Genomic DNA, 23,471 nt, shown 5'->3' on the forward strand with positions numbered 1-23,471 from the left:
AAGCGCCTTTTTTTACTTTAGCATTCTATAATTTGAGTATTCAATGAAACAGTACCACGACTTACTAAAACAAGTTTTAAAGGATGGTTGCCAAAAAGGTGATCGAACAGGCACAGGAACCTTAAGCGTTTTTGGGCATCAAATGCGGTTTGATCTTAGCGAAGGGTTTCCTATGGTAACTACCAAAAAATTACACTTGAAGTCAATTGTACATGAACTACTATGGTTCTTAAAAGGCGAAACCAATATCGCCTATTTACAAGAAAATGGCGTTCGCATTTGGAATGAATGGGCCGATGAGAAAGGTGATTTGGGACCTGTTTACGGACATCAATGGCGTAATTGGAACAGCGAGGAAATTGACCAAATAAAAGAAGTTGTCCATTCACTAAAAAATAATCCAAATAGTAGAAGGATGTTGGTCTCTGCTTGGAATCCAAGCGTGCTTCCCGATACCTCAAAATCATTTTCAGAAAATGTGGGCAACGGAAAAGCCGCGCTCCCACCTTGTCATGCTTTCTTTCAATTTTATGTGGCAGACGGAAAATTATCTTGTCAGTTATATCAGCGTAGTGCCGATATCTTCTTAGGTGTTCCTTTTAATATTGCCTCCTATGCGCTATTCACAATGATGATGGCCCAAGTTTGTGGCTATGAACCCGGTGAATTCATCCACGCTTTCGGCGATGCGCACATTTACAACAATCACATGGAGCAAGTTGAACTTCAACTTAGTAGAGAACCTCGACCACTACCTAAGATGGTCATAAATCCCGAGGTAAAAGATATATTCGATTTTAAATTCGATGATTTTAGTTTAGTAGATTACAACCCACACCCTCATATTAAAGGAGTTGTGGCAGTATAATCTTAAAAGTATTTACATGAAAAAGCCCCAACAATTAAATTGTTGGGGCTTTTTGATTTTCCTTTTCCTTGATTAAAGCTCTAGAACCGCATTTTCAGTCCCTGCATAATCATTCCATTGGTAACGATCAGCCTCAGCTTCGTTTACATAATTTCCATCAACCAAATACCTGTACTCATAGGTACTTTCTTTTGGAAGGTCAAACGTTCCTTTAAAAGTTCCGTTTTTTAATTTCTTTAAGGTGCTCCCTTTTGGGTTCCAATTGTTGAAATCCCCAACAACTGACACCTTTTTAGCTTCTTCTGCTGGTACGGTAAAGGTAACCTTACAGACCGGCTTTGTCTTCAAATACTTTTTTGCAATTCCCATAACATGAACATTATAAATTCATGACAAAATTAAAACAATAACCCTCTCATTCCCAATGAATAATATCACTTTTATCATTTTCGCAATATCGGGATAACAATTAGGCAAGCTTCTTAATATTTAACTGAAAGAATTCACATGTAAGTAAAATCCATAACGGTTAATTATTGATTCTTACAATCAAATACCCTTTTATATAACAATAGTAAATACTTTATCTTTGTAATGAAGAAAGAGACACTATCATGTTTGCTAAAGAAAAGAACAAAACTGAGTTGAATTTGGAACAACATGAACTGTTGGAAACTGCCCAGGAACGGATCAAACAAAAGAAAAAATTGTATTCGCATTTTGTGGTTTTTTTGATAGGAAGTGTTTTTTTAATACTTATCAATAAAATCTTAAAATTCGGGGTTGAATACGATTGGTTTATTTGGGCAATTACTTTTTGGGCCTTTTTGTTTGTGATGCATGTTTTCAACGTTTTTATCACACAAAATTTTATGGGTAAAGATTGGGAACGCAAGCAAAGGGAGAAGTTAGTCTTAAAACAAAAAGATAGAATCGCAGAAATACAAAAAGAGATAGAAACCGATTTTCCACTTTCGAAAATCAATAAAAAAAAACTTTAGTGCAGACTATAACAATGATAGCGGCTGTTGGCGAAAACAATGCTTTGGGCAAAGACAACGATTTGCTTTGGCATTTGCCCGATGATTTTAAGCGATTTAAACAATTGACCACAGGTCATTATATAATCATGGGTAGAAAGACTTTTGAAAGCTTTCCAAAACCATTGCCCAACAGAACTCATATTATTATTACAAGAGATGAAAATTATAAAGTTGAACATCCTGAATGCAGGGTCGTACACTCGCTGGAAAATGCAATAAAACTGACCAAAAATGATAAAAATCCTTTCATTATCGGTGGCGGTGAAATCTATAAACAAGGAGAGAAATTTGCTGATAAATTAGAAATAACTAGGGTGCATGAAAATTTTAACGCTGACACTTATTTTCCGGAAGTGAATGAGAACATCTGGAAATTGGTTGAATCAGAATACCATCCTAAAAATGAAAAGCATAAATACGATTTTACGTATTTGACTTATGTTAGAATGTAATTGAATACAGTTAAAAATCTAAATGACTTATTTCTAAACTTCCCTCAACATCTTCCAAAAAACTTTTTAAAACAGAAACACCGGCATTTGTATAAAACTTATGATACGCAGTATTATGGGATGAATTCGTTATTTTTTTTTGTTCCAAAACTGCCCTAGCTTGTCGTGCCACCGCCTCTCCAGAGTCTATTATTTTCACATGATCTGGTATTAAATCATTAAGTACCGGAATCAAATAAGGATAATGCGTGCATCCCAATACCAAATAGTCAATTCCCTTTTCCAACATGGGACCAATGTAGGAAAAAAGTAGTTCTCGTGTTTCTTTTGAGTTTATCTTTCCTTCTTCAATTAATGGGACTAGACCTTTTCCTACCTGTTCAATAACCGTAATTCCATTGGTGTGATTTTCCGAAGTACTATGAAAAAGACTACTTGTCAACGTACCTTTTGTCGCCAATACGCCAACAGTTTTTGATTTGGACTGTAGCGCTGCTGGTTTTATTGCTGGTTCTATGCCAATAAAAGGCACATCATAGTTTTTCCTGAGGTGATCAATGGCATTTGTAGTGGCAGTGTTACATGCCACCACAATCAATTTGCAGCCTTTACCCAATAGCAACTCTGTATTCTTGACACTTAATTGAATGATTTCTTCACTAGACTTTTCACCATACGGCGCATTTTCACTATCCGCAAAATAAACAGTATTCTCATTTGGCAGTTGGACATTTATCTCTTTCCAAATGGAAGTACCACCCACACCAGAATCAAAAATACCTATGGGATCAACACTCATATCAAAAAGCTTATTTTATCACTTTAGAAATTGGTTTTCCCGTAGAACCGCTAGGAAAAGCTATACCTAGCAAGCTAGAAATGGTTGGTGCAATATCAGGAATTTCTGTACGCTCCACTGTGCTCCCTCTTCGAATTCCTTTTCCATAAAAAATCAATGGAGAATGGGTATCATAAATTTGAGGAGAACCATGGGTAGAACCCGTAATCGAATAACTAATTACTCCAGGTTTCAGTACCATAAGAACATCTCCAGAACGCTTTTGGTTATAGCCGTTCTGTAGAATATAGGGGATGCCTTGAGTATATTCATTTTGCCACATTTGCTGCCCTGTATATACTCGGTCCATATCCTTGTTTTTAATAAGCTCACTAGCTATCTCATTTTGTACTTCGGCAATCTGCATATCTAAATTATCAATTACGTCATGATCTAGGAACACCTGATAATTTGAAACATTCTTGATTAAATCAACTGTACCATATTTATATTTCAAAAACTCATCCAAACCTGCCCTTAAAGCATCCCAATCGTGATAACCAGCGGGGATTCTTTGATCTTTAAGATAAGCAGGTACATGTATCGCCGCATGATCTGCAGTAAGAAAAACTGTATATTCATTTTCCCCCACTTTTTTATCCAAAGCTTTAAAAAGTCGTGTTAAATCTCTATCTAATCTAATATAGGTGTCCTGAATTTCTTTTGAATTTACGCCGTACTTGTGCCCCACATAATCAGTGCTAGAAAAACTAACCGCAAGAAAATCAGGAATTAAGTCTGACCCAAGGTTTTCACCATCAATAGCAGCAATAGCAAAATCTGCTGTGATGCTATTCCCATAGGGAGTTGCCTTAATTATATCATATTTACCATTGGTATTCCATAAAGAAGGTAAATCATGTGGAAAGGTTGGAGCCGTTTGCCCATCAAATAATCCTTCATACTTATTGTTATCCAATCCACTTTCAAGATATGTGTTTATATCACCAATTGTAGTCCATGGTTTTTTATATTGCTCTGCTGCGTTCGAACTATTAAAATCATTTACCCATTTCGGCAATTCATTCATATAAAAACTACTGGTAATCCAGTTTCCCTCATTAGCCCCGTGAAACCAATATGCAGCATTTGCGGTATGACCACCGGGTAATACAGCTCCCCTATCTTTTAAGGCAATAGCAATAGTCTTACTTCGCATCTGATAGTGCAACTTCAATTGATCGGTTACGGTGGTGACCGTCATCCTGTGAGGTGACATTTTTCCGGCATCCGAAGTTGTTCCAATGGACTTATAGTCATCGTCAGATGCGCAATATACTTCAGCATTCATTTCCTTGTCGTACCAATTGTTCCCTATTATCCCGTGAGAAGAAGGGGTTGTGCCCGTATATACCGAAGTATGACCAGGCCCCGTACTTGTTGGCGCATAATTAAAATGATTGTTTTTACAGTTAAAACCTTTGTTGACCAATCTTTTAAAACCATCATCTCCATAATGGTTCCAAAACAATGTTAAATAATCGTAACGCATCTGATCCACCACGATACCAACTACCAACTTGGGAGCGGTTCGCAAATGATCAATATTTTCGATGCTTTTATCTTTTTTCGATTTTTTCTGGGCAACTGCCTCAAAATTGCCGAAAACTAAAAGGAAAGCAACAAAAAGGAGAGGTAAATAATTCTTATGCATGGGTAGTAAATTGATAGTACAAAAATATGTAAATAAACCCTTTAAAGATTAAATGAAGGTTAAAAGACATTCATTATTCCTATTTTTACCATCGGAAGTCTATATTTATTCTATGAATTATTTAGCATCAATTGGCAGCTATGCTATTATGATTAAAGAGGTTTTTAGAAAACCTACTAAATGGAGCATAATGAGGTCATTGATTCTTAAAGAGATTGATGAACTTATCTTTGGCTCTCTAGGCATCCTCATTTTTATTTCATTTTTTATTGGAGGGGTTGTAGCAATACAGACGGCCTTGAATATTACTAGCGAACTTATCCCAAAGAATTTGGTAGGGTTTGCAACAAGACAGTCGATAATTTTGGAATTCGCCCCTACCTTTTGTTCTATTATTATGGCTGGAAAAGTAGGTTCTTACATAACCAGTAGTATCGGTACCATGAGAGTGACCGAACAGATTGATGCACTAGAAGTTATGGGGGTTAACGCACTCAACTATTTGGTTTTTCCAAAAATAATAGCCTTGCTACTTTATCCTTTTATCATTGCTATTTCAATGTATGTTGGGATTTTTGGTGGCTGGTTTGCAGGTGTGTTTGGAGGTTTCAGTACTAGTGCGGACTTTGTTGAAGGCGTTCAATTGGATTTTATACCATTTCATGTAACCTATTCTTTTATCAAAACCTTGGTCTTTGCTTTTATTTTGGCAACAATACCCTCTTATCACGGATTTTATATGAAAGGCGGTGCATTAGAGGTTGGGAAGGCAGCAACTACCTCGTTCGTGTGGACAAGTGTTGTAATCATTATACTTAACTACATTCTAACACAACTGTTACTTGGCTAATGATTGAAGTTAACGACATACACAAATCATTTGGAGATGCACATATCTTAAAGGGCATTAGCACCGTTTTTGACAAGGGTAAAACCAATTTGGTCATTGGTCAAAGTGGGTCTGGTAAAACCGTGTTCTTAAAATGCTTGTTGGGGCTTTTTAGTCCAGATAAAGGCACTATTAGCCATGACGGAAAAATATACTCTGAACTGTCGACCAAAGAACAACGAAATCTTCGTCAGGACATGGGAATGGTTTTTCAGGGAAGTGCTTTATTCGACTCAATGACTGTTGAAGGGAACGTAATGTTCCCATTGGAAATGTTTACCAAACAATCACAATCTGAAATGCAAGATCGTGTCGATTTTGTACTTAAAAGGGTTAACCTACCCGATGCACATAAAAAATATCCTTCTGAATTATCAGGTGGAATGCAAAAACGTGTTGCAATTGCACGCGCGATTGTAATGAAACCAACATACTTGTTTTGTGATGAACCCAATTCTGGTCTTGACCCCAAAACAGCCATTATTATTGACAATCTTATTCAGGAAATCACACAAGAATATGATATAACGACTGTTGTGAACACTCATGATATGAACTCCGTTATGGAAATTGGGGAAAAAATTATTTTTCTAAAACATGGAATTAAGGAATGGGAAGGCACAAAAGACGAAATCTTCAGAACCGATAATGAGGCGGTAACCAATTTTGTTTATTCCTCTGAATTGTTCAAGAAAGTTAGACAGATGTATATTGAGGAGCGTAATTAATCCTGAATTACTTCCTTAAGTTGAATTGTACTATCCTTTAACCTGAGTTTTAGCCACGCATGCAACTTTTTAGTATCGGCTACGGTTTGGAACCTTTTTGCATCTCGTTTCCATTTAACCTCAAAAATTGGAATCGTATCAAGTTTATTGAAATCTGTCTTTATGGTGGGAGCAAAACCTAAAGATTCTAAATTCTCATAATTTGTCTTGGCCTCAGAGCTTATATCACCAAAAGGAATTGACATTCTCCCCAGTTTACCCAGTTCTTCTTCCAAAACCTTTATTCTTGCATCCTTATCCAACAACTCGGTCTTTTGCGTCTCATACAATTGATCTACATATTTTAGCTGGTCCAATTGCTCATTCTTGGTTCCTTGGATAATCTGAAGTTCAGTATGCTTCAATCTATTAAAACTATCATCTTCATTTTTTTGTTTGTTCCAAGTGGCAATTACATTGTCTGGTATAGTTTCATTGCCCATGAACACCAATTCTATAATGGAATTTTCACCATCATTGAATTCTATATCTGTAAAGTCCTCCATAAATCTTCCCGAACCCTCGAATTGATATGGCGCAACCTTTTCTTCAATGAAACTCCGTGCTTGTTTTCTGAACAGGGATTCTTGTAGAGCACCCCAAAAAGTAATACCCGCAGGCACCATAACCAAAATTGCAAATAAAGAGGCTGTTCTTCCGATAAGCCTTCGTTTTTTGGAATTCACATAGCGAACCATCGGGAAACGCAGTAATTTCAGAACCAAAAATGTAGCTAAGGCAATAAAAATGGTATTGATACTAAATAGATACATTGCACCCGCAGCATAGTCATAATTACCTATTGCGAGTCCAAAGCCTACAGTACATAGAGGCGGCATTAAGGCCGTTGCAATTGCAACCCCAAAAATAACCGAAGCTATGGTCCCTTTTTTTGCTCTTGCAATTACAAGTGCAAGACCACCAAAGAAAGCAATAAGTACATCCCGAATATCTGGCGAGGTCCTTGCCAACAACTCAGAAGATTCATCTCGTAATGGGAATACAGCGAAAAAAAGATAGGCAGTGAGTACGCTCAAAACAACCATGACCGTAAAGTTTTTTAAAGACCTTCGCAAGGTATCCACATCATTTACTGCCAAAGACAGTCCAATGCCTAAAATTGGCCCCATTAAAGGTGAAATTAGCATGGCACCAATTACTACGGCAGTCGAATTGGCATTCAACCCCACCGAAGCAATGAAAATTGAACAAACAAGGATCCATGAAGTATGGCCCTTAAAAGGTATATCAGCGATTATAGCTTCCTTGGTAGCTTCTTGATCCGTATTTTTTCGAATATCAAGAAGTTCAGATAGAAACTTCTTGGTGCTACCCAAAAGTCCTTGGATGTCTTTTTTCACCTCTTCCCCACTAGCGCTTTCACTAAGGGGAACGTTATTTTCATCATTTAAATTTTCACTCATGATTAAGCATACTTGTCGCCAAATTTATCTTTTACTTTGCTCAACACTTGTTTTATGTCTTGTTCCTTTGATTTGGGGTAAATCAATAAAACCTCTTCTTTATCGACGATGATATAATCATTTAAACCATCAACCACAACTATTTTATCTTTTGGGGACCTAATCATGTTTCCTTTCGCATCTTCACTAATCACTTTACTATTCACGACGGCATTATCATCTCCGTCTTTGTCTAGCTTATCATATAGTGAACCCCAAGTTCCCAAGTCGTTCCAATCAAATGTTGCCGGAAGAACATATATTGCCTTGGACTGTTCTAAGATAGCATAATCTATCGAAATGTTTTCGGCCTTTGGGTAGTTTTCCTTTATAAATGACTCCTCATCTGTGGTGTTGTAATGTGAAAGTCCCGATTGAAACAATTCAAACTGCGAGGGCTGATAATTTTTAAATGCATTTACGATAGTATTCACTCCCCACATAAAGATACCGGCATTCCAAAGAAAATTACCTTGAGCGAGAAACTCTTTAGCCGTATCGTAATCGGGTTTTTCCCTAAACTGATTTACTTTTTTCAGTGAAGTTTCACTTTCTTTCTCAAATTCAATATAACCAAACCCGGTATTGGGAAAAGTTGGTTTTATACCCAATGTACACAATACTTCTTCCCTTTCACATTTATCAAAACATTCTGTAACATTCTTAGCAAATGCATCCTCGTCCTCAATCCAATGATCACTTGGAGCTACTATCATAACCCCATCCGGATTCATTTTTTGAATCTTTAATGCCGCATAAAGAATACAGGGAGCCGTATTACGCATCGCCGGCTCTAAAACCACTTGTTCTTGCTTTACCAAAGGGAGTTGCTCCAAAACCAAATCATTGTAACGTTCATTCGTCAATATCAAAATATTCTCAGTCGGAACAAATTTATTCAGTCGTTGAAAGGTTTTTTGAATCAAGGTTTGTCCTGACCCAAGCATGTCATGGAACTGCTTTGGGTTTTCGGTTGTGCTGATTGGCCAAAACCGCGATCCTACACCACCGGCCATTAATACTGCGTAATAATTTTTGTTCATAATAATCCTTTTAATCTTTAATTAATTCAACCTCAGCATTGGGTTGAAACAAATATATTTTACCAGAAGTTATTTCAATACATTCATAACGCTTTACACGTTTTTTTCCTTTTCTAAAGAGTTTTCCATTATATAATCTGAATACGCTTCCACTTGGTAATTCAAAAACGAACGATTTATCCGATTGTTGTTGATCGTATTGCTTTAAGGCCAATGATAAAACCGCATCTGTATCACTACTTGCCTTGGGGTTCCTAAAATGTCTGGCAAGCAATGGAAGAAGTTTTGATGGAAATATTTCTGGTCTAATGAATGGAAGCATCAAATATTGAAAAGTTCGTTTCCACTCTAAGCCATGCGGCTTAATATTACGACCATATTCTACAAAAGCAGCCAAATGTGCAATTTCATGAATAAGAGTAATTAAAAAACGGTATTTGTTCAAAGAGGCATTCACCGTAATCTGGTGAAGACCGTTAGGAAGTCTACGATAATCACCATGTCTGGTAATTCTTTGATTTACAATTTTCAAATTAACCCCAGATTCCTTAATGAGTTGTAGACAAGGTTCCACAGCACGCTCTGGGAGGTATTTTTGAAGGATGTCATCCATTACCACAAAAATAGGATTTTTAGGTTTCCTTTATCACATATTCAAATACATTAATGTAAACTACCTTGATAATTTGGTAACTTGACACTCTATTAGCAATAAGAATCTTTCAAGATTAGAAAATGCCCAAAAACACTTACAGAGTATATGTGATTGAATTATCTAAAAGGGTGTTTTCAGAAAACGCCAAGTTCAGAGCCGCAAATCCTCAATTCAATGGTGTATTACAATGTCTGTATGTTGGAATGACAAGTAAAACACCTAAAGAACGATTTGAACAGCATAAATCGGGATACAGAAATAAGAAGGGATACAAATTGTCATCCAACCTTGTTCAAAAATATGGTATGTACTTGCGTTCAAGTCTCTACAATCATATTGATCCATTATCAACAAGGGAGAAAGCGCTAAAGATGGAGGAATTGCTCACCATGGAATTGAGAAGGAAAGGATATGCAGTTTGGTACAATTGAATTTTATTAATCGTAACTTTAAATAATAGTCCTAAGGAAAAACACGGGAATCAAATAAATGAAAACATCAACCATATTTGTCTTATTTCTATTTTTTTGTCAAATCCAAGCCCAAGAAGAAATAGCATTATGGAGGAGTGGAGAAAAACCATATTATAAGGAAAATAAACTCCAGGAATATGAAAAAGAAGCTTGGGGCACCCGCTGTGTTTTCGATATTATTGAACCTACACTCACCATTTACAAAGCCAAAGGCAAGAACACCGGGAAGGCCGTTATAATCATCCCCGGTGGTGGGTACGAACTTGTGGCCATGTATCATGAAGGATATGATTTAGCCGAATCATTGGCAAAACAAGGTGTTACGGCGGCTGTTCTAAAATATAGATTACCAAATCCCGAAACATCCAGCAAACCGCACATGGTACCTCTAAGTGATGGTCGCAAAGCGCTACAATTAATGCATGATAATGCCGCGCGTTTTGAAATAGACAACAATCAAATAGGAGTGCTTGGTTTTTCTGCCGGCAGTCATCTGGCAACAGTCCTAAGTCTTTGGGTGAGCAAGGATGAAAGTGAAAATCCCGATTTTTCAGGATTAATTTATGGTGTAACAAAACTTTCAAAAGCCAATCTAGAATGGTTGGAAAAAAGCCTCTACTATAGGAAACTTACTAATGAGGAAATTAAACAAAATACCTTACTCAAATTAGTAACGAAGAAAACCCCTCCTGCTTTTTTGGTTCATGCGAATGATGATGATATTTGTCCGGTTGAAGAAACTACACTTTATGCCCAAGAATTATTTGATAAAAATGTGTTGGCAGAAACGCATATTTTTCCAAAAGGAGGACATGGATTTGGTATGGGCAGAAGTTCTGATGGAACTGATCAATGGGTTTCCTTATTTGTGAATTGGATAAAAAACAACCAGTTTTAGTCATGGCTGATAAAAATTTTCTAATGGTGACCATAGTTAACATCCCATAATGCCTTTTACCTTAATTTTGAATATTAAATCATTGGATTATTTATTACCTTGAAATCCAATGACTAAACCAACTTTGATTAATTTAAAATTTATTGAGATGAAAAAAAATATGGGTAGTACGGATAAGATTGTTAGAATTTTAATAGCAGCAATTATTGCAGTTCTTTATTTTACCAATATAATTCCTGGAACTTTGGGCATTGTTCTACTGGTTTTAGCAGGAGTTTTTGTATTGACCAGCCTTATAAGCTTTTGTCCGCTTTATGCTCCTTTCGGATTGAGTACTTGTGCCATGAAAGACAAAAAATAAGAAATTATAGATTTTCTAATTTAATTAAGGGTTGTGGTGTAAATCACAACCTTTTTATAGTTCCAATTAAATCAATTTTATATTAACTTCATATATCAAATCAGAATCATGATCAAAAAATATAAGTTAATAGTATTTCTTATAGTTTTAATGATTGGATGCAGTCCTAAAACATTCAATATTAAATGGACAAAAGAAATTGCTCCTCAAAGCTTCACTACACGGTTTGAAACCTCTAAAGGAAATTTTGAGATTCTGGTAGATCGAAGATTTTCACCAAAAGCAGCTGACCGTTTTTATCAATTGGTAAGACATAAGTTTTTTGACAATAGCCTCTTTTATCGTGTGAATCCAGGATTTGTTGCCCAGTTTGGGGGAAACGACAGTATTGTTTATAAAAAATGGAATTCGGTCAAAGTACCAGATGAAGATGTTAAGCAAGGAAATACAAAAGGTTACTTAAGTTTTGCACGTAGTGGAAAGGGAACAAGAACCTCAGACCTCTTTATCAATCTTGGAAATAACTCTAGATTAGATACCATTTTCTATAACGAGGTAAAAGGGTTTCCTTCGTTCGGAAAGGTAACTAAAGGGATGGAGGTAGTTGAAAAGTTATATTCAGGATATGGAGACAAAACTATGGAACACTTTGAAGAAATGCTTAATAATCGCGAAGCGTTTCTAAAAAAATACCCAGAATTGGATGTTATCAATAAAGCCTATTTGGTTGATTAAATTTAGGGTGTGCTGCTACTAACCTGAAGTAACTTACCATTATACATTTTATGTGCAGTTAAAGCAAAATCCTTAATATAAGTTGCCATTTCCAAAGCAGTGGTCGGCGCTTTGTATCCAGGAAAGGCTTCTTCCAACATTTCAGTTTGTACGGCCCCAAGGGCCAAAACATTAAAGGAAGGACCTGTTTCTTTAAACTCTTCTGCCCATAACTCCGTTAAGGTTATTACAGCACCTTTGCTAGAGCTATATGCTGATAAACCTGGGAACTTCATACTACCTTGAACTCCTCCCATAGAACTTATGGTCACCACATGTCCGTTTTTCGGCATACTAGGTAAAACCAATCTAGTCAGATTAGCTACACCAAAAACATTGACCTTGTAAACCTCCTCAAATTCATTTGATTCTGTATCTAAAAATGGTTTATTCAATAATTTGCCAGCATTATTAATCAATACATCTACATTATTCCAGTTAGTTTCTATAAAACTTTCAACTTTTACCAAATCTTTCCCTTCTGTAATATCAAAAGAAAAAGAAGTGATATTCTTGTGATTAAGTTCAGAAATGGAATTTTCACTACGTGAGAGCGCTAAAACCTGATGCCCTTCATTAGCAAAAAGTTGGGCCAATTCAAATCCAATTCCCCGACTGGTTCCGGTAATAATTACATTAGCCATTAGTTGTATTTAATTTCTTGGACGGGTGAATTAGTAATATTTTCAATAACAGGAATAAACTTATTGACTAGGGAAGCCATATGCTCAAAATCCATCAGTGATGCTTCATCTCCAACTTTGTGATAGTGGTCAAAATTGGTGAAATCAAAAGTTGAGAATGTTTGTGAAGGCACTTGAAGTTCATTGTGAAACGGATAATTATCAGAACGCATGAACAGATTGAACTCCTTAGCCTGTGGTAAGAAGCCTACCAGTTTTGCATTGGCATATTCATTAAAAACATCGGCCAAATTCGAAAGTTCATATCCTGTCGCATAAACCTCATAATCTTTGTCAACCAATGGCACCCCTACCATTTCAAAATTCAGCATGGCATATAGATTCAAATCTTTTGTTTTTAGTTTTTCAGCCAAATGTTTTGAGCCCAAAAGCCCTCTTTCTTCTGCACTGAACAATGCGAAGATCAAACTTCGTTTATTTGATTTAGAATGCCCGAAATAACGAGCCAATTCCATTACTGTCGTTGTTCCCGAAGCATTATCATTTGCCCCATTTGCAATTTCATCACCATTTACAGCACTTCTTATTCCAATATGGTCATAGTGTGCACCAATCAAAATATACTCATTTTTTAACTCAGCATCTGAACCTTCTATTAAGCCAACTACGTTATAGGCATGCACATCTATATTGGACAACGTATCACGGTACGAAATGAAATAAGGCTTTATACCATTCTCTTTAAAAGCTTTTGTAATGTAAGCAGCTGCCTTTTCAATACCATCGGTACCAGAATCACGCCCATTTAGCTCATCGGAAGCCAAGAAGTTCATGATTTCTCCAACCCGTTCCGCACTTGAAAACGAGCCCTTGGAGATCAATTTAACTGTTTTATCCTCTTCTGAGGATATTCCTGAAGTTTTGGATTCTTCTTTGGCCTCAACCATCCTGCCTTTAACTCCATCGGGGCCACCATAAACAGTATCGGAATTGGCTTGTTTGGTTTTAGTAGAACCACAGCTGATTACTAGTAACAGAACAAAAAAGTAGATTATTCGCTTCATATCGGAAAGATTAGGATTTAAAGATAAAAAAACATCCGCCAAAGGCGGATGTAGAATAATATATATTTACCAAACTAAGTTTACGCCAACATAGTCACAGGGTTCTCTAAAAATGCCCTTAAAGTCTGTAAGAATTGAGCTCCTGTAGCACCATCAACAGTACGGTGATCACATGCCAAGGACAATTTCATGGTATTGCCAACAACAATTTGTCCATTTTTCACAACTGGCTTTTCAATGATTGCACCTACAGATAAAATTGCTGAATTAGGCTGATTTATGATTGAGGTAAACTCCAATATGCCGAACATTCCCAGATTTGAAACTGTAAACGTACTACCATCCATTTCTGCAGGAGTCAACTTTTTAACCCTTGCCCTACCTGCCAAATCTTTAACCGCAGAACCAATTTGTGTTAAGCTCAACAAATCAGTTGATTTAACAACAGGTACAACAAGTCCGTCTTCAACAGCAACGGCAACGCCAATATTCACATGATGATTATACCTTGTAGTATTCCCATTCCACGTTGTATTTACTTGAGGATGCTTTTTCAATGCCATTGCACAAGCCTTGACCACCATATCGTTGAATGAAACTTTGGTGTCTGGCAAATCATTTATCTGAGTTCTCGATGCCTTTGCGTTATCCATATCAACCTCAATGGTCAAATAATAATGTGGTGCTGTAAACTTGGATTCTGATAATCTTTTCGCAATAGTTTTACGCATTTGTGAATTCTTCACTTCTTCAGAACTCTCTTCTCCTACAGGCAATACCAACGGTGCAACAACCGTCGAAGTACTTGCACCTGCATTGTCTTGAACAGCTATAGGTTGAACTGGTTTTTGAGATGGAACAAAACCTTCAACATCTTTTTTGACGATTCTTCCGTGGTCACCAGTTCCTTTTACATCACTTAAATTGATGCCTTTTTCCGTTGCTATTCTTTTGGCTAAAGGTGAGGCAAAAATTCGCTGCCCGTCATTAGAACTAGGAGCCATTGTTTCCTGAGGAGTTTCAGCTTTCTTTTCCTCTGTTTTCTCAACCTTGGTTGTTTCCTCACTTTCACCACCTGTTCCGGGGGCCGCACTCAAAACAGCATCAACATCGGTTCCGGCTGGCCCAATAACGGCGAGTACCGCATCAACTGGAGAAGATTCCCCTTCTTGAATACCTATATACAGCAAAGTACCCGAATAAAAAGATTCGAATTCCATTGTTGCCTTATCAGTTTCAATTTCAGCCAGAATATCCCCTTCTTCAACAGTATCACCGACCTTCTTTAGCCAAGTTGCTACGGTACCCTCTTCCATAGTATCACTTAGACGAGGCATTTTAACTACCTCCACCCCTTCAGGAATTTCAGTACCTGGCTTAGAAGAAACAACTTCGGCTTCACCTGACGTTTCTTCTTTTGTCTCTTCTTTTGTCTCTTCTTCGGCTTCCGAGGAAGAGCCGCTTAGCAAACTTGAAATATCTTCACCTTCATCACCGATAATTGCCAAAAGTGAATCAACCGGAGCACCATCGCCTTCTGCAATACCAATATGCAGCAATGTACCCTCATGAAAGGATTCAAATTCCATAGTGGCCTTATCAGTTTCAATTTCCGCAAGAATATCTCCTTCTTCAACCTTATCCCCTACTTGCTTTAACCATTTGGCCACGGTACCTTCTTCCATGGTATCGCTCAAACGAGGCATATTTATCACTTCTGCCATTTACGTATTATTTATGTTGTACAAACGGAAAGTCTTCTTGATCATAGACTACGTCATATAATTGATTAACTGGAGGATAATCAGAGTCCTCGGCAAATTTTTCACATTCAAGGACCAATTCTTTTACCCTTTGATCTATCTCTTTAATTTCATCCTCGGACGCGTATTCTTTTTCAAAAATCACCTCTTTAACTTGCGAAATTGGGTCAATTTTCTTGTATTCTTCTACTTCGTCCTTAGTTCTATAATGCTGTGCATCTGACATTGAATGTCCTCTATAACGATAGGTTTTCATTTCCAAGAAAGTTGGTCCGTCTCCGTTTCTTGCGCGTTCTATTGCTTTACTCATTTCCTTGGCAACAGTTACAGGATCCATACCATCAACAGGACCGCATGGCATCTCATATCCAAGCCCTAATTTCCAAATTTCTTCATGTGAAGCTGTACGGGATACTGAGGTACCCATTGCATACCCATTGTTTTCACAAACAAAAACCACAGGTAAATTCCAAAGCATTGCCAAATTGAATGTTTCATGCAAAGACCCTTGACGAACTGCACCATCACCCATATAACACAGGGTAACTGAATCTCTTTTAAAGTATTTATCCGCAAAAGCCAAGCCAGCTCCCAACGGAATTTGGCCACCAACTATACCATGGCCTCCATAAAAACGATGCTCTTTTGAGAATATGTGCATAGAACCTCCCATACCTTTCGAAGTTCCGGTAACCTTACCATAAAGTTCAGCCATTACATTTTTAGGATCCACCCCCATACCAATAGGTTGAACATGATTTCTATATGCTGTTATCATACGGTCCTTGGTTAGATCCATTGCATGCAATGCACCAGCCAAGACAGCCTCTTGTCCATTATATAAATGAAGGAATCCCCTAACTTTTTGCTGAATATAAACTGCCGCAAGTTTATCCTCGAACTTTCTCCAAAACAGCATGTCCTCGTACCACTTCAGATAAGTTTCTTTGGTGATTTTTTCCATTAATAGCTTTTTAATTAAAGATTAAAGTTTCAAAGCATCAAACATAGTGCAAAATGCCTAAAAAACAGAAGAACAAAAATACATATATTAATCAATCGGAAAAAAAATAAACTAAAAAGCTTAATTCATTATTATTTACTAACAAAACCAATGACTCTGACTACATTCTTAACTGGTAAAAAAGCAAAAGCAGTCTTTTATAAATAAGAACTATTGAAACCTAGAGGAAGAATATCGGCCAAGGACTGACATTTAATGATTTCTCCTTTCTCTGCCATAAGAAGTAATTCTATAGGACTTTTTTGCTTGAATTCATACTCGGAAATCGCCTGTCGACAATTACCGCAAGGAGCCGCCGGTTTCTCTACCAAATGGGTTTTTGACATGGCGGTAATTGCAATTGATTTTATGGTAACCCCAGGATATTTAGCCCCAGCTTGAAAAACAGCTACACGCTCTGCACATAAACCAGAAGGGTACGATGCATTTTCCTGATTGCTGCCTATAACTGTTTTACCATTAGCCAAAAGTACTGCAGCGCCAACCATAAAATTCGAATACGGCGCATAAGCATCCTTTCTTGCTTCTATTGCCATATGCATTAAATCACGATCTTGCTCGTTTAATGCCCCAAGCGTCTCATAAACCGAAAGTTCAAACGAAATAGTCTTTTTTTTCATATTACTTTGATGAAAAGATATTATGCTAAAAATAGTAAAACCTGCTCAATGGCAGGTTTTGTTATGAAAGTTTCATTTGTTTTAATCATTTAAATACTCCTCACCTAAATTAAAGGTAAGTGAAAAGCGTAGTGTATTTTCCAAAGGGTTTTTAACTTGGGATGTTGAAAACAAATAGGACAAATCTATCTGGGCTGCCTTAAATTTAAATCCAGCACCCATTGTAAAGAATTTTCTTGACCCCTTCTCTTCACTTTCATTAAAATACCCGGTACGAATCATAAAAGCATCTTGGTATGTATATTCAGCACCAAGAGCCCAAGTAAATTCTTTAAGCTCTTCGCTAAAACCATCTGGCGCATCATTGAATGATTTTGTGATCCCACTAAAAAACCCAATTTGTTGGTATTCATCATTATCCGCAGAATCAATATCACCATCTTCATCAAAATCTTGAGGGGTTGGGACCAGTAATTTATTGAATTCTGTAGTGATTCCCAGTACATTATCCTGATCTAGAATAAAATCAAAACCGGCACCGAATTTTAAATTAGTAGGCAAAAAGTTTTCTTGTCCGCCCTCATCATAAGTGATTTTGCCCCCAAGATTAGAGAGATTGAAACCTGCTCTCCAACGACCATCAAACTTATCATATGCTATTTCCCTTGACCTATAATAACCAGAAACATCTACGGCGAAAGTACTTGCGGCTTGAGAATCCTCTGATCCATTTTGAGGCAGTTTAAGGTTTGACCTTATAAACCTACCACCAACAGCCATAGAAAATGTCGGGCTTAATTTCAAAGAATACGAGCCATCTAAAGCCAATTCATTGGGCTTGGCCAATGTACCAGGATCATTTGCGAATTGTCGTAACTCAATCTCACCAAGCGTAAAATATCTCAGACTCAATGCAAATGCGCTTTGGTCATCAATTTTATTATAAAAACTCGCGTTTAGAAGAGAGATATCGGTTATTATACTTTCGAGATACGGAGTATAACTAACGCCAATTCCCATTTTTCTTTCGGCAAAAGCAAATTTAGACGGATTCCATTGTTGCGAAAAAGCATCTGTGGAAGTCGCGACTCCCATATCACCCATACCAGCAGATCTAGCATCTGCAGCAATGGTCAAAAAAGGTACCGCAGTGGTAATAACTCTATCATCTTGAGCCGATAATTGTATCGCAAAAGCCAATAAAACAAGTAAGGTTAATTTTTTCATTTTTCAAACTTAAAATTAATAGGTTCAAAGTTAACATTTGATTACAATGTTACCAATAGAACCCTGTTATTCTCCTAAAATACTAGTTGTATTACAGGTAAACGAGCATTTTAAAGATATCTTATATTCTGACCAATAATTTTTTGACCTTTTCAACCAATTGATTGTTATTCTAGAATCTTTATTTCAACTAATGTTCAAAATCCAAATTTGGGAATAACAACATTCGATAAACCAAACAAGCTATAAAAGAAAAAACCAACTATACTATATTACCATATATGCCGTTATGTTTTGTGTACAAAGCTTTTGATACAATTGGAATGGTCAATTCGCAAATATTTTTTCTATGACAAAATATTATGACAAAATCATCGTTTTATATGCCGAAAGAAACACCAAATTAAATCAAAACAAGAATCCCAAACTACTTGAAAGTGGTTTAAATAATTGAACTCAAGTCCTAATTATGAAAAAACAGTTTATCAAAATTGTACTTTCTTGTGCAGTAATAGCGGGAGGTTTTACAGTTACTAGTTGTAGCAAAAAATCTTCATCTTCAAAAAATGTATCAAGAGCTACAGGTTGGAAAATAAATGCCAAGGAAGGTGGTTTCCAATACAATACAGATTTTAAGGAGCAAGAAACCGCTCCAGGTCTTGTTTTTGTTGAAGGAGGAACGTTTACCAAGGGTAAAGTGCAAGATGATGTTATGCACGATTGGAACAACACGCCTACTTCTCAACATGTTCAATCCTTTTATATGGATGAAACCGAAGTCACAAATGTCATGTACTTGGAATACTTGGATTATTTGAAGAGTGTTTACCCACCAGAGAATCCTAAGTATGCAAATATTTATAAAGGAGCTTTACCTGATACTTTGGTCTGGAGAAACCGTTTAGGATTTAATGAGACCATGACCAATAATTATTTAAGACATCCTGCATATGCAGAATATCCTGTAGTTGGTGTAAACTGGGTTCAAGCAACACAATTTGCGGAATGGCGAACAGATCGCGTTAATGAAGTAATGTTGGAAAGAGAAGGTTATTTGGCGCAAGATGCCAAATATCAAGCTGCCACAGGGGAAGTTGCCGGTACTTTCAGTACTGAAGCTTACCTTAATAGGCCCGAATCGGTTTATAATGGCCAAATAGATTCACTTCAAGGTAAAATGAAAAAAGATAGTGTAAACACCTATGCAAAAAGAAGCAGTGGTGTAATTATGCCTGAATATAGACTACCAACTGAAACAGAGTGGGAGTATGCTGCTCAAGCTCAGGTTGGTTCTAGAGAATATAACAACTATAGAGGTAGAAAAAAATATCCTTGGGAAGGTGACTACACAAGAAATGGTCAGCGCGTTGGTCGTGGTGATCAATTAGCCAATTTCAAACAAGGAAAAGGTGATTATGGCGGAATAGCAGGTTGGTCTGATGATGGTGCCGATATTACTGCTGAAGTTATGTCGTATAAACCAAATGACCTTGGTCTTTATGACATGGCAGGTAATGTTGCCGAATGGGTAGCTGATGTTTACCGCCCAATTGTTGATGACGAAATAAGTGATTTCAACTACTATAGAGGTAATATTTACATGAAAACCGCTATTGGCGAAGATGGAAAAGTTAATATTCTAAGAGACTCTGTGGTATACGATACATTGCCAACAGGTAAAATCATTGCTGTTAATCTTCCAGGAGAAATTAAAATGGTTCCTGTCGATGAACAAGAAACTTACCTAAGAACCAACTTTTCTTCTAGTGATAATAGAGGTTATAGAGATGGAGACCCGAGTTCTTCTCGATTCTTTGATAGATTCAGTGATGAGGATGAAGAGGACGATACACGTAAAATGTATGATTCTCCAAGACATAAGGTTGAAAGGGATTCTACTGGAAACTTGATTCGTCAATATGACCAATCCAACAACAGAACATCGTTAATCAATGATGAGGTACGAGTATACAAAGGTGGATCTTGGAGAGATAGGGCATATTGGTTAGATCCCGCACAACGTAGGTATTTACCACAATACATGGCCACAGATTACATTGGATTCAGATGTGCGATGTCTAGAGTAGGTTCAAAATCAAAAACTAAAAACAAAACTGTTAGAGGTAAGAAAGCTAAATAGTTTTAAAACTTATTCATAAAAAAGCCCTGACATTTTCGTCGGGGCTTTTTTTATCTTTACAACATGAATATAGAACAACTTCATCAAATCTTTTTACAGTTTCCACTCGTTTGTACAGATACAAGAAAAATAAAAATCAACTGTCTTTTTTTCGCACTAAAAGGGGATAATTTTAATGGGAATGAATATGCCGATGAAGCACTCAAAAAAGGTGCTTCTTATTCAATTGTTGATGAAGAAAAATATGCAACATCAGACAAAACCATATTAGTCAAAGATGTTTTGCAAACCCTTCAAAAACTCGCCACGTTTCATAGAAATTTTTATTCCGCCAAGGTAATTGGCTTAACAGGTAGCAATGGAAAAACAACCACTAAAGAGCTTGTAAACGCTGTTCTATCAAGTAAGTACAAAACAATAGCAACTATAGGAAATCTAAACAATCACATAGGCGTACCTCTTACTTTATTGACAATTAAAGAGGATACTGAAATTGCTATTGTGGAAATGGGGGCCAATCACCAAAAGGAAATAGAATTTCTTTGCTCTCTGGCCCAACCTGACTATGGTTATATCACAAATTTTGGCAAAGCACATTTAGAGGGATTCGGAAGTGTTGAAGGTGTAATTGAAGGAAAAAGTGAGCTTTATGATTATTTACTTGCCAACCAGAAATCAATTTTCTTAAATGCTGATGACCCGATACAACATAAAAAACTAGGGCATTACATTAAAAAATATGGGTTTACAACAGCCAAAAAAGAATACTTCAAGATTAAATTTTTAATTTCAGATCCATATGTTTCCTTATCCGTGGAAGATATTGAGATTAACTCTAAACTGATCGGAAATTATAATTTCACAAATTGTTGTGCAGCCGTTCTCATGGGTAAATATTTTAATGTTGAGTTGAATGACATTAAGACTGCCATTGAATCTTATATTCCTCAAAACAATAGATCGCAGATTATTGAAAGTAATGGTACGCGAATTATCCTAGATGCCTATAACGCCAACCCAACCAGTATGAAAGTAGCCTTGGAAAATTTCAACAGTTTAAGTGGTGAACCAAAAATTGCTTTTTTAGGTGATATGTTTGAATTGGGCGCAACATCAAATGAAGAACATCAAAACATCGCAGATTTAACAAGTAGCCTAGATATCTCGGAGGTTTTTTTAGTTGGGGACAATTTTTACCGCACTAAAACTCCTTTAAAAAAATTCAAGAATTATGAAGCACTTGCTTTGTACTTAGCCGATGTTGAACTCCCATCAAATAGCACAATTCTTATCAAAGGTTCTCGCGGAATGGCACTAGAACGCTTACTCGAATTGCTATAGACCATATTAAATTTAAAAAGTGGGATATACTGGATTCGAACCAGTGACCTCTGCCCTGTCAAGGCAGCGCTCTAAACCAACTGAGCTAATATCCCAAAATAGGGAGTGCTAAGGTATGACTAATTTTCAGTTCTGAAAACCTTTTTCCAGAGAATGAAGCCATTCAAAGTTCACGTATCTCCCTAATTCTGCACATAGAACTCATTAAAATAATGTACTTTTATTATGGCAATCTAAAGTCAACGACTTTAAGCCGATTTATGACTTTTTCAATCCAATATCAATGTCAAGAAATACCATAGCCAAACATTTTGATTCAAGATACCCGTCAGTAGAAGATCTTAGAAACAAAGCCCAAAAACGAATTCCAAAATTTGCCTTTGAATACCTGGATAGCGGATGCAATGAAGAAGTAAATCTTAGGCGTAACACCAGAGAAATTAGAGAGGTTCAACTTGTCCCAAATTATTTGGACAACTTTGGCCAAGCTAGTTTAAAAACAGAGCTTTTTGGTCATGTCTATGATGCCCCATTCGGGATTGCCCCGGTAGGTTTACAAGGTTTAATGTGGCCCAATGCCTCGGAAATTCTGGCAAAAGCTGCATTTGAAAATAACATTCCGTTTGTTCTCAGTACTGTTAGCACAAGTAGTATTGAAAGAATAAGTGAGTTAACGGAAGGAAAAGCATGGTTCCAATTATACCACCCTACTGAGGATAGCATCAGGAACGATATGCTCAAAAGAGCTGAAGCTGCAGAATGCCCTGTGCTTGTTTTACTTTGCGATACACCCGCATTCGGGTTTAGGCCAAAAGAAATAAAGAACGGCCTCTCAATGCCCCCCAAAATGAGTATAAATAATATACTTCAAGTTTTTGGCAAACCCAATTGGGCCTTTAACACTTTAAAATATGGACAACCAAATTTTGAAGTTCTAAAGCCATATATGCCGAAAGGTCTGGATTTAGGGCAATTGGGGAATTTTATGGACCAAACTTTTTCGAAGCGAATGAGTATGGAAAAAATAGCTCCCATTCGTGACCTTTGGAAAGGAAAAATAGTATTAAAAGGAGTATCAACGGAAGCAGATACAGAAAAGGCCATACAATTAGGATTAGACGGCATTATTGTATCCAATCATGGAGGAAGACAATTGGATGCAGGAGAATCAACCATTAAGCCTATGACAAGAATTTCTAAAAAATACGGCTCTCAAATTAAGGTATTGATGGATAGCGGTTTGCGTTCGGGACCCGATATTGCCAGAACTTTAGCAAGTGGTGCTGAGTTTTCTTTTTTGGGCCGCTCTTTTATGTATGGTGTTGCTGCTTTAGGAAAAAAGGGTGGCGAACACACCATCTCTTTATTAAAAACCCAATTGCAACAAGTTATGGAGCAAATAGGGTGTGAAGAAATCAAAGATTTTCCCAAACACCTTATTAGCTGAAAGTAATTGCAATTATAGTTTTG

24 protein-coding genes and 1 tRNA gene are annotated in these 23,471 nt (G+C 36.8%); 12 read left to right on the forward strand and 13 right to left on the reverse strand.

What is annotated here, in order from left to right; translation table 11 throughout:
* The first annotated feature begins 43 nt into the window (after positions 1 to 43).
* Complete coding sequence (locus FB2170_RS01170) at positions 44 to 868, forward strand: thymidylate synthase (protein WP_013304661.1); 825 nt, start codon at positions 44 to 46, stop codon at positions 866 to 868.
* Positions 869 to 940: 72 nt separating this feature from the next.
* On the opposite strand, the gene FB2170_RS01175 is transcribed toward FB2170_RS01170, so the two are convergent.
* Positions 941 to 1,237: an isoamylase early set domain-containing protein gene (locus FB2170_RS01175; protein ID WP_013304662.1), complete on the reverse strand. Its 297-nt coding sequence runs from the start codon at positions 1,235 to 1,237 to the stop codon at positions 941 to 943.
* Between the two features lie 245 nt (positions 1,238 to 1,482).
* Here FB2170_RS01175 and FB2170_RS01180 point away from each other — a divergent pair, with 245 nt between their 5' ends.
* Together FB2170_RS01180 and FB2170_RS01185 are read left to right on the forward strand one after the other, a co-directional pair.
* On the forward strand, positions 1,483 to 1,869 hold the full coding sequence (locus FB2170_RS01180) for a 2TM domain-containing protein (protein WP_013304663.1): 387 nt from the start codon (positions 1,483 to 1,485) through the stop codon (positions 1,867 to 1,869).
* Positions 1,869 to 2,363 carry a dihydrofolate reductase gene (locus FB2170_RS01185; RefSeq protein WP_148232036.1) on the forward strand — a complete coding sequence of 165 codons (495 nt, stop codon included), beginning with the start codon at positions 1,869 to 1,871 and terminating at the stop codon, positions 2,361 to 2,363. Before FB2170_RS01180 ends, FB2170_RS01185 begins: the two co-directional genes overlap by 1 nt.
* A 10-nt stretch (positions 2,364 to 2,373) precedes the next feature.
* On the opposite strand, the gene murI is transcribed toward FB2170_RS01185, so the two are convergent.
* Positions 2,374 to 3,162 carry a glutamate racemase gene (murI, locus tag FB2170_RS01190; protein WP_013304665.1) on the reverse strand — a complete coding sequence of 263 codons (789 nt, stop codon included), beginning with the start codon at positions 3,160 to 3,162 and terminating at the stop codon, positions 2,374 to 2,376.
* A 10-nt stretch (positions 3,163 to 3,172) separates the two neighbouring features.
* Positions 3,173 to 4,855 (reverse strand): alkaline phosphatase PafA, encoded by a 1,683-nt coding sequence (gene pafA / locus FB2170_RS01195; protein WP_013304666.1) that lies wholly within the window; start codon positions 4,853 to 4,855, stop codon positions 3,173 to 3,175.
* A gap of 112 nt (positions 4,856 to 4,967) precedes the next feature.
* Here pafA and FB2170_RS01200 point away from each other — a divergent pair, with 112 nt between their 5' ends.
* Together FB2170_RS01200 and FB2170_RS01205 are read left to right on the forward strand one after the other, a co-directional pair.
* A complete protein-coding gene (locus tag FB2170_RS01200; RefSeq protein ID WP_041632627.1) occupies positions 4,968 to 5,705 on the forward strand; it encodes an MlaE family ABC transporter permease in 738 nt (245 codons plus the stop codon).
* Positions 5,705 to 6,472: an ABC transporter ATP-binding protein gene (locus FB2170_RS01205; protein WP_013304668.1), complete on the forward strand. Its 768-nt coding sequence runs from the start codon at positions 5,705 to 5,707 to the stop codon at positions 6,470 to 6,472. Before FB2170_RS01200 ends, FB2170_RS01205 begins: the two co-directional genes overlap by 1 nt.
* On the opposite strand, the gene FB2170_RS01210 is transcribed toward FB2170_RS01205, so the two are convergent.
* Genes FB2170_RS01210 through FB2170_RS01220 form a run of 3 tightly spaced genes read right to left on the reverse strand, consistent with a single transcriptional unit; the run spans position 6,469 to position 9,630 of the window.
* A complete protein-coding gene (locus tag FB2170_RS01210; RefSeq protein ID WP_013304669.1) occupies positions 6,469 to 7,935 on the reverse strand; it encodes a DUF389 domain-containing protein in 1,467 nt (488 codons plus the stop codon). The genes FB2170_RS01205 and FB2170_RS01210 overlap by 4 nt on opposite strands.
* Positions 7,936 to 7,937: 2 nt before the next feature.
* Positions 7,938 to 9,017 (reverse strand): mannose-1-phosphate guanylyltransferase, encoded by a 1,080-nt coding sequence (locus FB2170_RS01215; protein ID WP_013304670.1) that lies wholly within the window; start codon positions 9,015 to 9,017, stop codon positions 7,938 to 7,940.
* 10 nt (positions 9,018 to 9,027) lie between these two features.
* Positions 9,028 to 9,630 (reverse strand): SprT-like domain-containing protein, encoded by a 603-nt coding sequence (locus FB2170_RS01220; protein WP_013304671.1) that lies wholly within the window; start codon positions 9,628 to 9,630, stop codon positions 9,028 to 9,030.
* A 122-nt stretch (positions 9,631 to 9,752) separates the two neighbouring features.
* On the opposite strand from FB2170_RS01220, the gene FB2170_RS01225 reads away from it, so the two are divergent.
* The 4 genes from FB2170_RS01225 to FB2170_RS01240 all read left to right on the forward strand — a co-directional run bounded on the left by FB2170_RS01225 (position 9,753) and on the right by FB2170_RS01240 (position 12,139).
* Positions 9,753 to 10,103 (forward strand): ribose-5-phosphate isomerase, encoded by a 351-nt coding sequence (locus tag FB2170_RS01225; RefSeq protein WP_013304672.1) that lies wholly within the window; start codon positions 9,753 to 9,755, stop codon positions 10,101 to 10,103.
* 58 nt (positions 10,104 to 10,161) lie between these two features.
* Positions 10,162 to 11,043, forward strand: coding sequence for an alpha/beta hydrolase (locus tag FB2170_RS01230; protein ID WP_013304673.1), 882 nt, complete (start codon positions 10,162 to 10,164; stop codon positions 11,041 to 11,043).
* A gap of 148 nt (positions 11,044 to 11,191) precedes the next feature.
* Positions 11,192 to 11,404, forward strand: coding sequence for a DUF2892 domain-containing protein (locus tag FB2170_RS01235; protein ID WP_041632969.1), 213 nt, complete (start codon positions 11,192 to 11,194; stop codon positions 11,402 to 11,404).
* A 108-nt stretch (positions 11,405 to 11,512) separates the two neighbouring features.
* Positions 11,513 to 12,139 carry a peptidylprolyl isomerase gene (locus FB2170_RS01240; RefSeq protein ID WP_013304675.1) on the forward strand — a complete coding sequence of 209 codons (627 nt, stop codon included), beginning with the start codon at positions 11,513 to 11,515 and terminating at the stop codon, positions 12,137 to 12,139.
* A gap of 2 nt (positions 12,140 to 12,141) precedes the next feature.
* Here the strand turns inward: FB2170_RS01240 and FB2170_RS01245 are convergent, their stop codons facing one another.
* From FB2170_RS01245 to porV, 6 genes are all read right to left on the reverse strand, one after another.
* Positions 12,142 to 12,822 (reverse strand): SDR family NAD(P)-dependent oxidoreductase, encoded by a 681-nt coding sequence (locus FB2170_RS01245; protein ID WP_013304676.1) that lies wholly within the window; start codon positions 12,820 to 12,822, stop codon positions 12,142 to 12,144.
* Entirely contained in the window at positions 12,822 to 13,886 is a 1,065-nt protein-coding gene (locus tag FB2170_RS01250; RefSeq protein ID WP_013304677.1) for a M28 family metallopeptidase, read from the reverse strand. The genes FB2170_RS01245 and FB2170_RS01250 overlap by 1 nt, the downstream gene beginning before the upstream one ends.
* A gap of 80 nt (positions 13,887 to 13,966) precedes the next feature.
* Positions 13,967 to 15,610: a pyruvate dehydrogenase complex dihydrolipoamide acetyltransferase gene (locus FB2170_RS01255; protein ID WP_013304678.1), complete on the reverse strand. Its 1,644-nt coding sequence runs from the start codon at positions 15,608 to 15,610 to the stop codon at positions 13,967 to 13,969.
* Between the two features lie 7 nt (positions 15,611 to 15,617).
* Positions 15,618 to 16,613 carry a pyruvate dehydrogenase (acetyl-transferring) E1 component subunit alpha gene (gene pdhA, locus FB2170_RS01260; RefSeq protein ID WP_013304679.1) on the reverse strand — a complete coding sequence of 332 codons (996 nt, stop codon included), beginning with the start codon at positions 16,611 to 16,613 and terminating at the stop codon, positions 15,618 to 15,620.
* 197 nt (positions 16,614 to 16,810) lie between these two features.
* Positions 16,811 to 17,293, reverse strand: a complete 483-nt coding sequence (gene cdd, locus FB2170_RS01265) for a cytidine deaminase (protein ID WP_013304680.1) — start codon at positions 17,291 to 17,293, stop codon at positions 16,811 to 16,813.
* A gap of 81 nt (positions 17,294 to 17,374) precedes the next feature.
* Positions 17,375 to 18,520 (reverse strand): type IX secretion system outer membrane channel protein PorV, encoded by a 1,146-nt coding sequence (gene porV, locus FB2170_RS01270; RefSeq protein WP_013304682.1) that lies wholly within the window; start codon positions 18,518 to 18,520, stop codon positions 17,375 to 17,377.
* A gap of 469 nt (positions 18,521 to 18,989) precedes the next feature.
* On the opposite strand from porV, the gene gldJ reads away from it, so the two are divergent.
* Both gldJ and FB2170_RS01280 read left to right on the forward strand, forming a co-directional pair.
* Complete coding sequence (gene gldJ / locus FB2170_RS01275; protein WP_013304684.1) at positions 18,990 to 20,660, forward strand: gliding motility lipoprotein GldJ; 1,671 nt, start codon at positions 18,990 to 18,992, stop codon at positions 20,658 to 20,660.
* 63 nt (positions 20,661 to 20,723) lie between these two features.
* Positions 20,724 to 22,001, forward strand: a complete 1,278-nt coding sequence (locus tag FB2170_RS01280; RefSeq protein ID WP_013304685.1) for a UDP-N-acetylmuramoyl-tripeptide--D-alanyl-D-alanine ligase — start codon at positions 20,724 to 20,726, stop codon at positions 21,999 to 22,001.
* A 20-nt stretch (positions 22,002 to 22,021) separates the two neighbouring features.
* On the opposite strand, the gene FB2170_RS01285 is transcribed toward FB2170_RS01280, so the two are convergent.
* Positions 22,022 to 22,096 (reverse strand) — tRNA-Val (locus FB2170_RS01285).
* A 188-nt stretch (positions 22,097 to 22,284) separates the two neighbouring features.
* Between FB2170_RS01285 and FB2170_RS01290 the strand changes: the two genes are divergently transcribed.
* A complete protein-coding gene (locus tag FB2170_RS01290) occupies positions 22,285 to 23,448 on the forward strand; it encodes an alpha-hydroxy acid oxidase (RefSeq protein ID WP_013304686.1) in 1,164 nt (387 codons plus the stop codon).
* Positions 23,449 to 23,471 lie beyond the last annotated feature (23 nt).

It is taken from the genome of Maribacter sp. HTCC2170, from assembly GCF_000153165.2.
In the GTDB taxonomy this organism is placed as follows: Bacteria; Bacteroidota; Bacteroidia; order Flavobacteriales; family Flavobacteriaceae; genus Maribacter_A.

Excerpts from the sequence above, each read along its gene's own strand:
- FB2170_RS01215 (WP_013304670.1), bottom strand. The coding sequence starts at position 9,017 with ATGAACAAAAATTATTACGCAGTATTAATGGCCGGTGGTGTAGGATCG.
- FB2170_RS01245 (WP_013304676.1), bottom strand. The coding sequence starts at position 12,822 with ATGGCTAATGTAATTATTACCGGAACCAGTCGGGGAATTGGATTTGAA.
- FB2170_RS01180 (WP_013304663.1), top strand. The coding sequence starts at position 1,483 with ATGTTTGCTAAAGAAAAGAACAAAACTGAGTTGAATTTGGAACAACAT.
- gldJ (WP_013304684.1), top strand. The coding sequence starts at position 18,990 with ATGAAAAAACAGTTTATCAAAATTGTACTTTCTTGTGCAGTAATAGCG.
- FB2170_RS01220 (WP_013304671.1), bottom strand. The coding sequence starts at position 9,630 with ATGGATGACATCCTTCAAAAATACCTCCCAGAGCGTGCTGTGGAACCT.
- FB2170_RS01225 (WP_013304672.1), top strand. The coding sequence starts at position 9,753 with ATGCCCAAAAACACTTACAGAGTATATGTGATTGAATTATCTAAAAGG.
- FB2170_RS01175 (WP_013304662.1), bottom strand. The coding sequence starts at position 1,237 with ATGGGAATTGCAAAAAAGTATTTGAAGACAAAGCCGGTCTGTAAGGTT.
- murI (WP_013304665.1), bottom strand. The coding sequence starts at position 3,162 with ATGAGTGTTGATCCCATAGGTATTTTTGATTCTGGTGTGGGTGGTACT.
- FB2170_RS01280 (WP_013304685.1), top strand. The coding sequence starts at position 20,724 with ATGAATATAGAACAACTTCATCAAATCTTTTTACAGTTTCCACTCGTT.
- pdhA (WP_013304679.1), bottom strand. The coding sequence starts at position 16,613 with ATGGAAAAAATCACCAAAGAAACTTATCTGAAGTGGTACGAGGACATG.
- pafA (WP_013304666.1), bottom strand. The coding sequence starts at position 4,855 with ATGCATAAGAATTATTTACCTCTCCTTTTTGTTGCTTTCCTTTTAGTT.
- FB2170_RS01230 (WP_013304673.1), top strand. The coding sequence starts at position 10,162 with ATGAAAACATCAACCATATTTGTCTTATTTCTATTTTTTTGTCAAATC.
- FB2170_RS01170 (WP_013304661.1), top strand. The coding sequence starts at position 44 with ATGAAACAGTACCACGACTTACTAAAACAAGTTTTAAAGGATGGTTGC.
- FB2170_RS01255 (WP_013304678.1), bottom strand. The coding sequence starts at position 15,610 with ATGGCAGAAGTGATAAATATGCCTCGTTTGAGCGATACCATGGAAGAA.
- FB2170_RS01200 (WP_041632627.1), top strand. The coding sequence starts at position 4,968 with ATGAATTATTTAGCATCAATTGGCAGCTATGCTATTATGATTAAAGAG.
- FB2170_RS01235 (WP_041632969.1), top strand. The coding sequence starts at position 11,192 with ATGAAAAAAAATATGGGTAGTACGGATAAGATTGTTAGAATTTTAATA.
- FB2170_RS01210 (WP_013304669.1), bottom strand. The coding sequence starts at position 7,935 with ATGAGTGAAAATTTAAATGATGAAAATAACGTTCCCCTTAGTGAAAGC.
- cdd (WP_013304680.1), bottom strand. The coding sequence starts at position 17,293 with ATGAAAAAAAAGACTATTTCGTTTGAACTTTCGGTTTATGAGACGCTT.
- FB2170_RS01240 (WP_013304675.1), top strand. The coding sequence starts at position 11,513 with ATGATCAAAAAATATAAGTTAATAGTATTTCTTATAGTTTTAATGATT.
- FB2170_RS01250 (WP_013304677.1), bottom strand. The coding sequence starts at position 13,886 with ATGAAGCGAATAATCTACTTTTTTGTTCTGTTACTAGTAATCAGCTGT.
- FB2170_RS01290 (WP_013304686.1), top strand. The coding sequence starts at position 22,285 with ATGTCAAGAAATACCATAGCCAAACATTTTGATTCAAGATACCCGTCA.
- FB2170_RS01205 (WP_013304668.1), top strand. The coding sequence starts at position 5,705 with ATGATTGAAGTTAACGACATACACAAATCATTTGGAGATGCACATATC.
- porV (WP_013304682.1), bottom strand. The coding sequence starts at position 18,520 with ATGAAAAAATTAACCTTACTTGTTTTATTGGCTTTTGCGATACAATTA.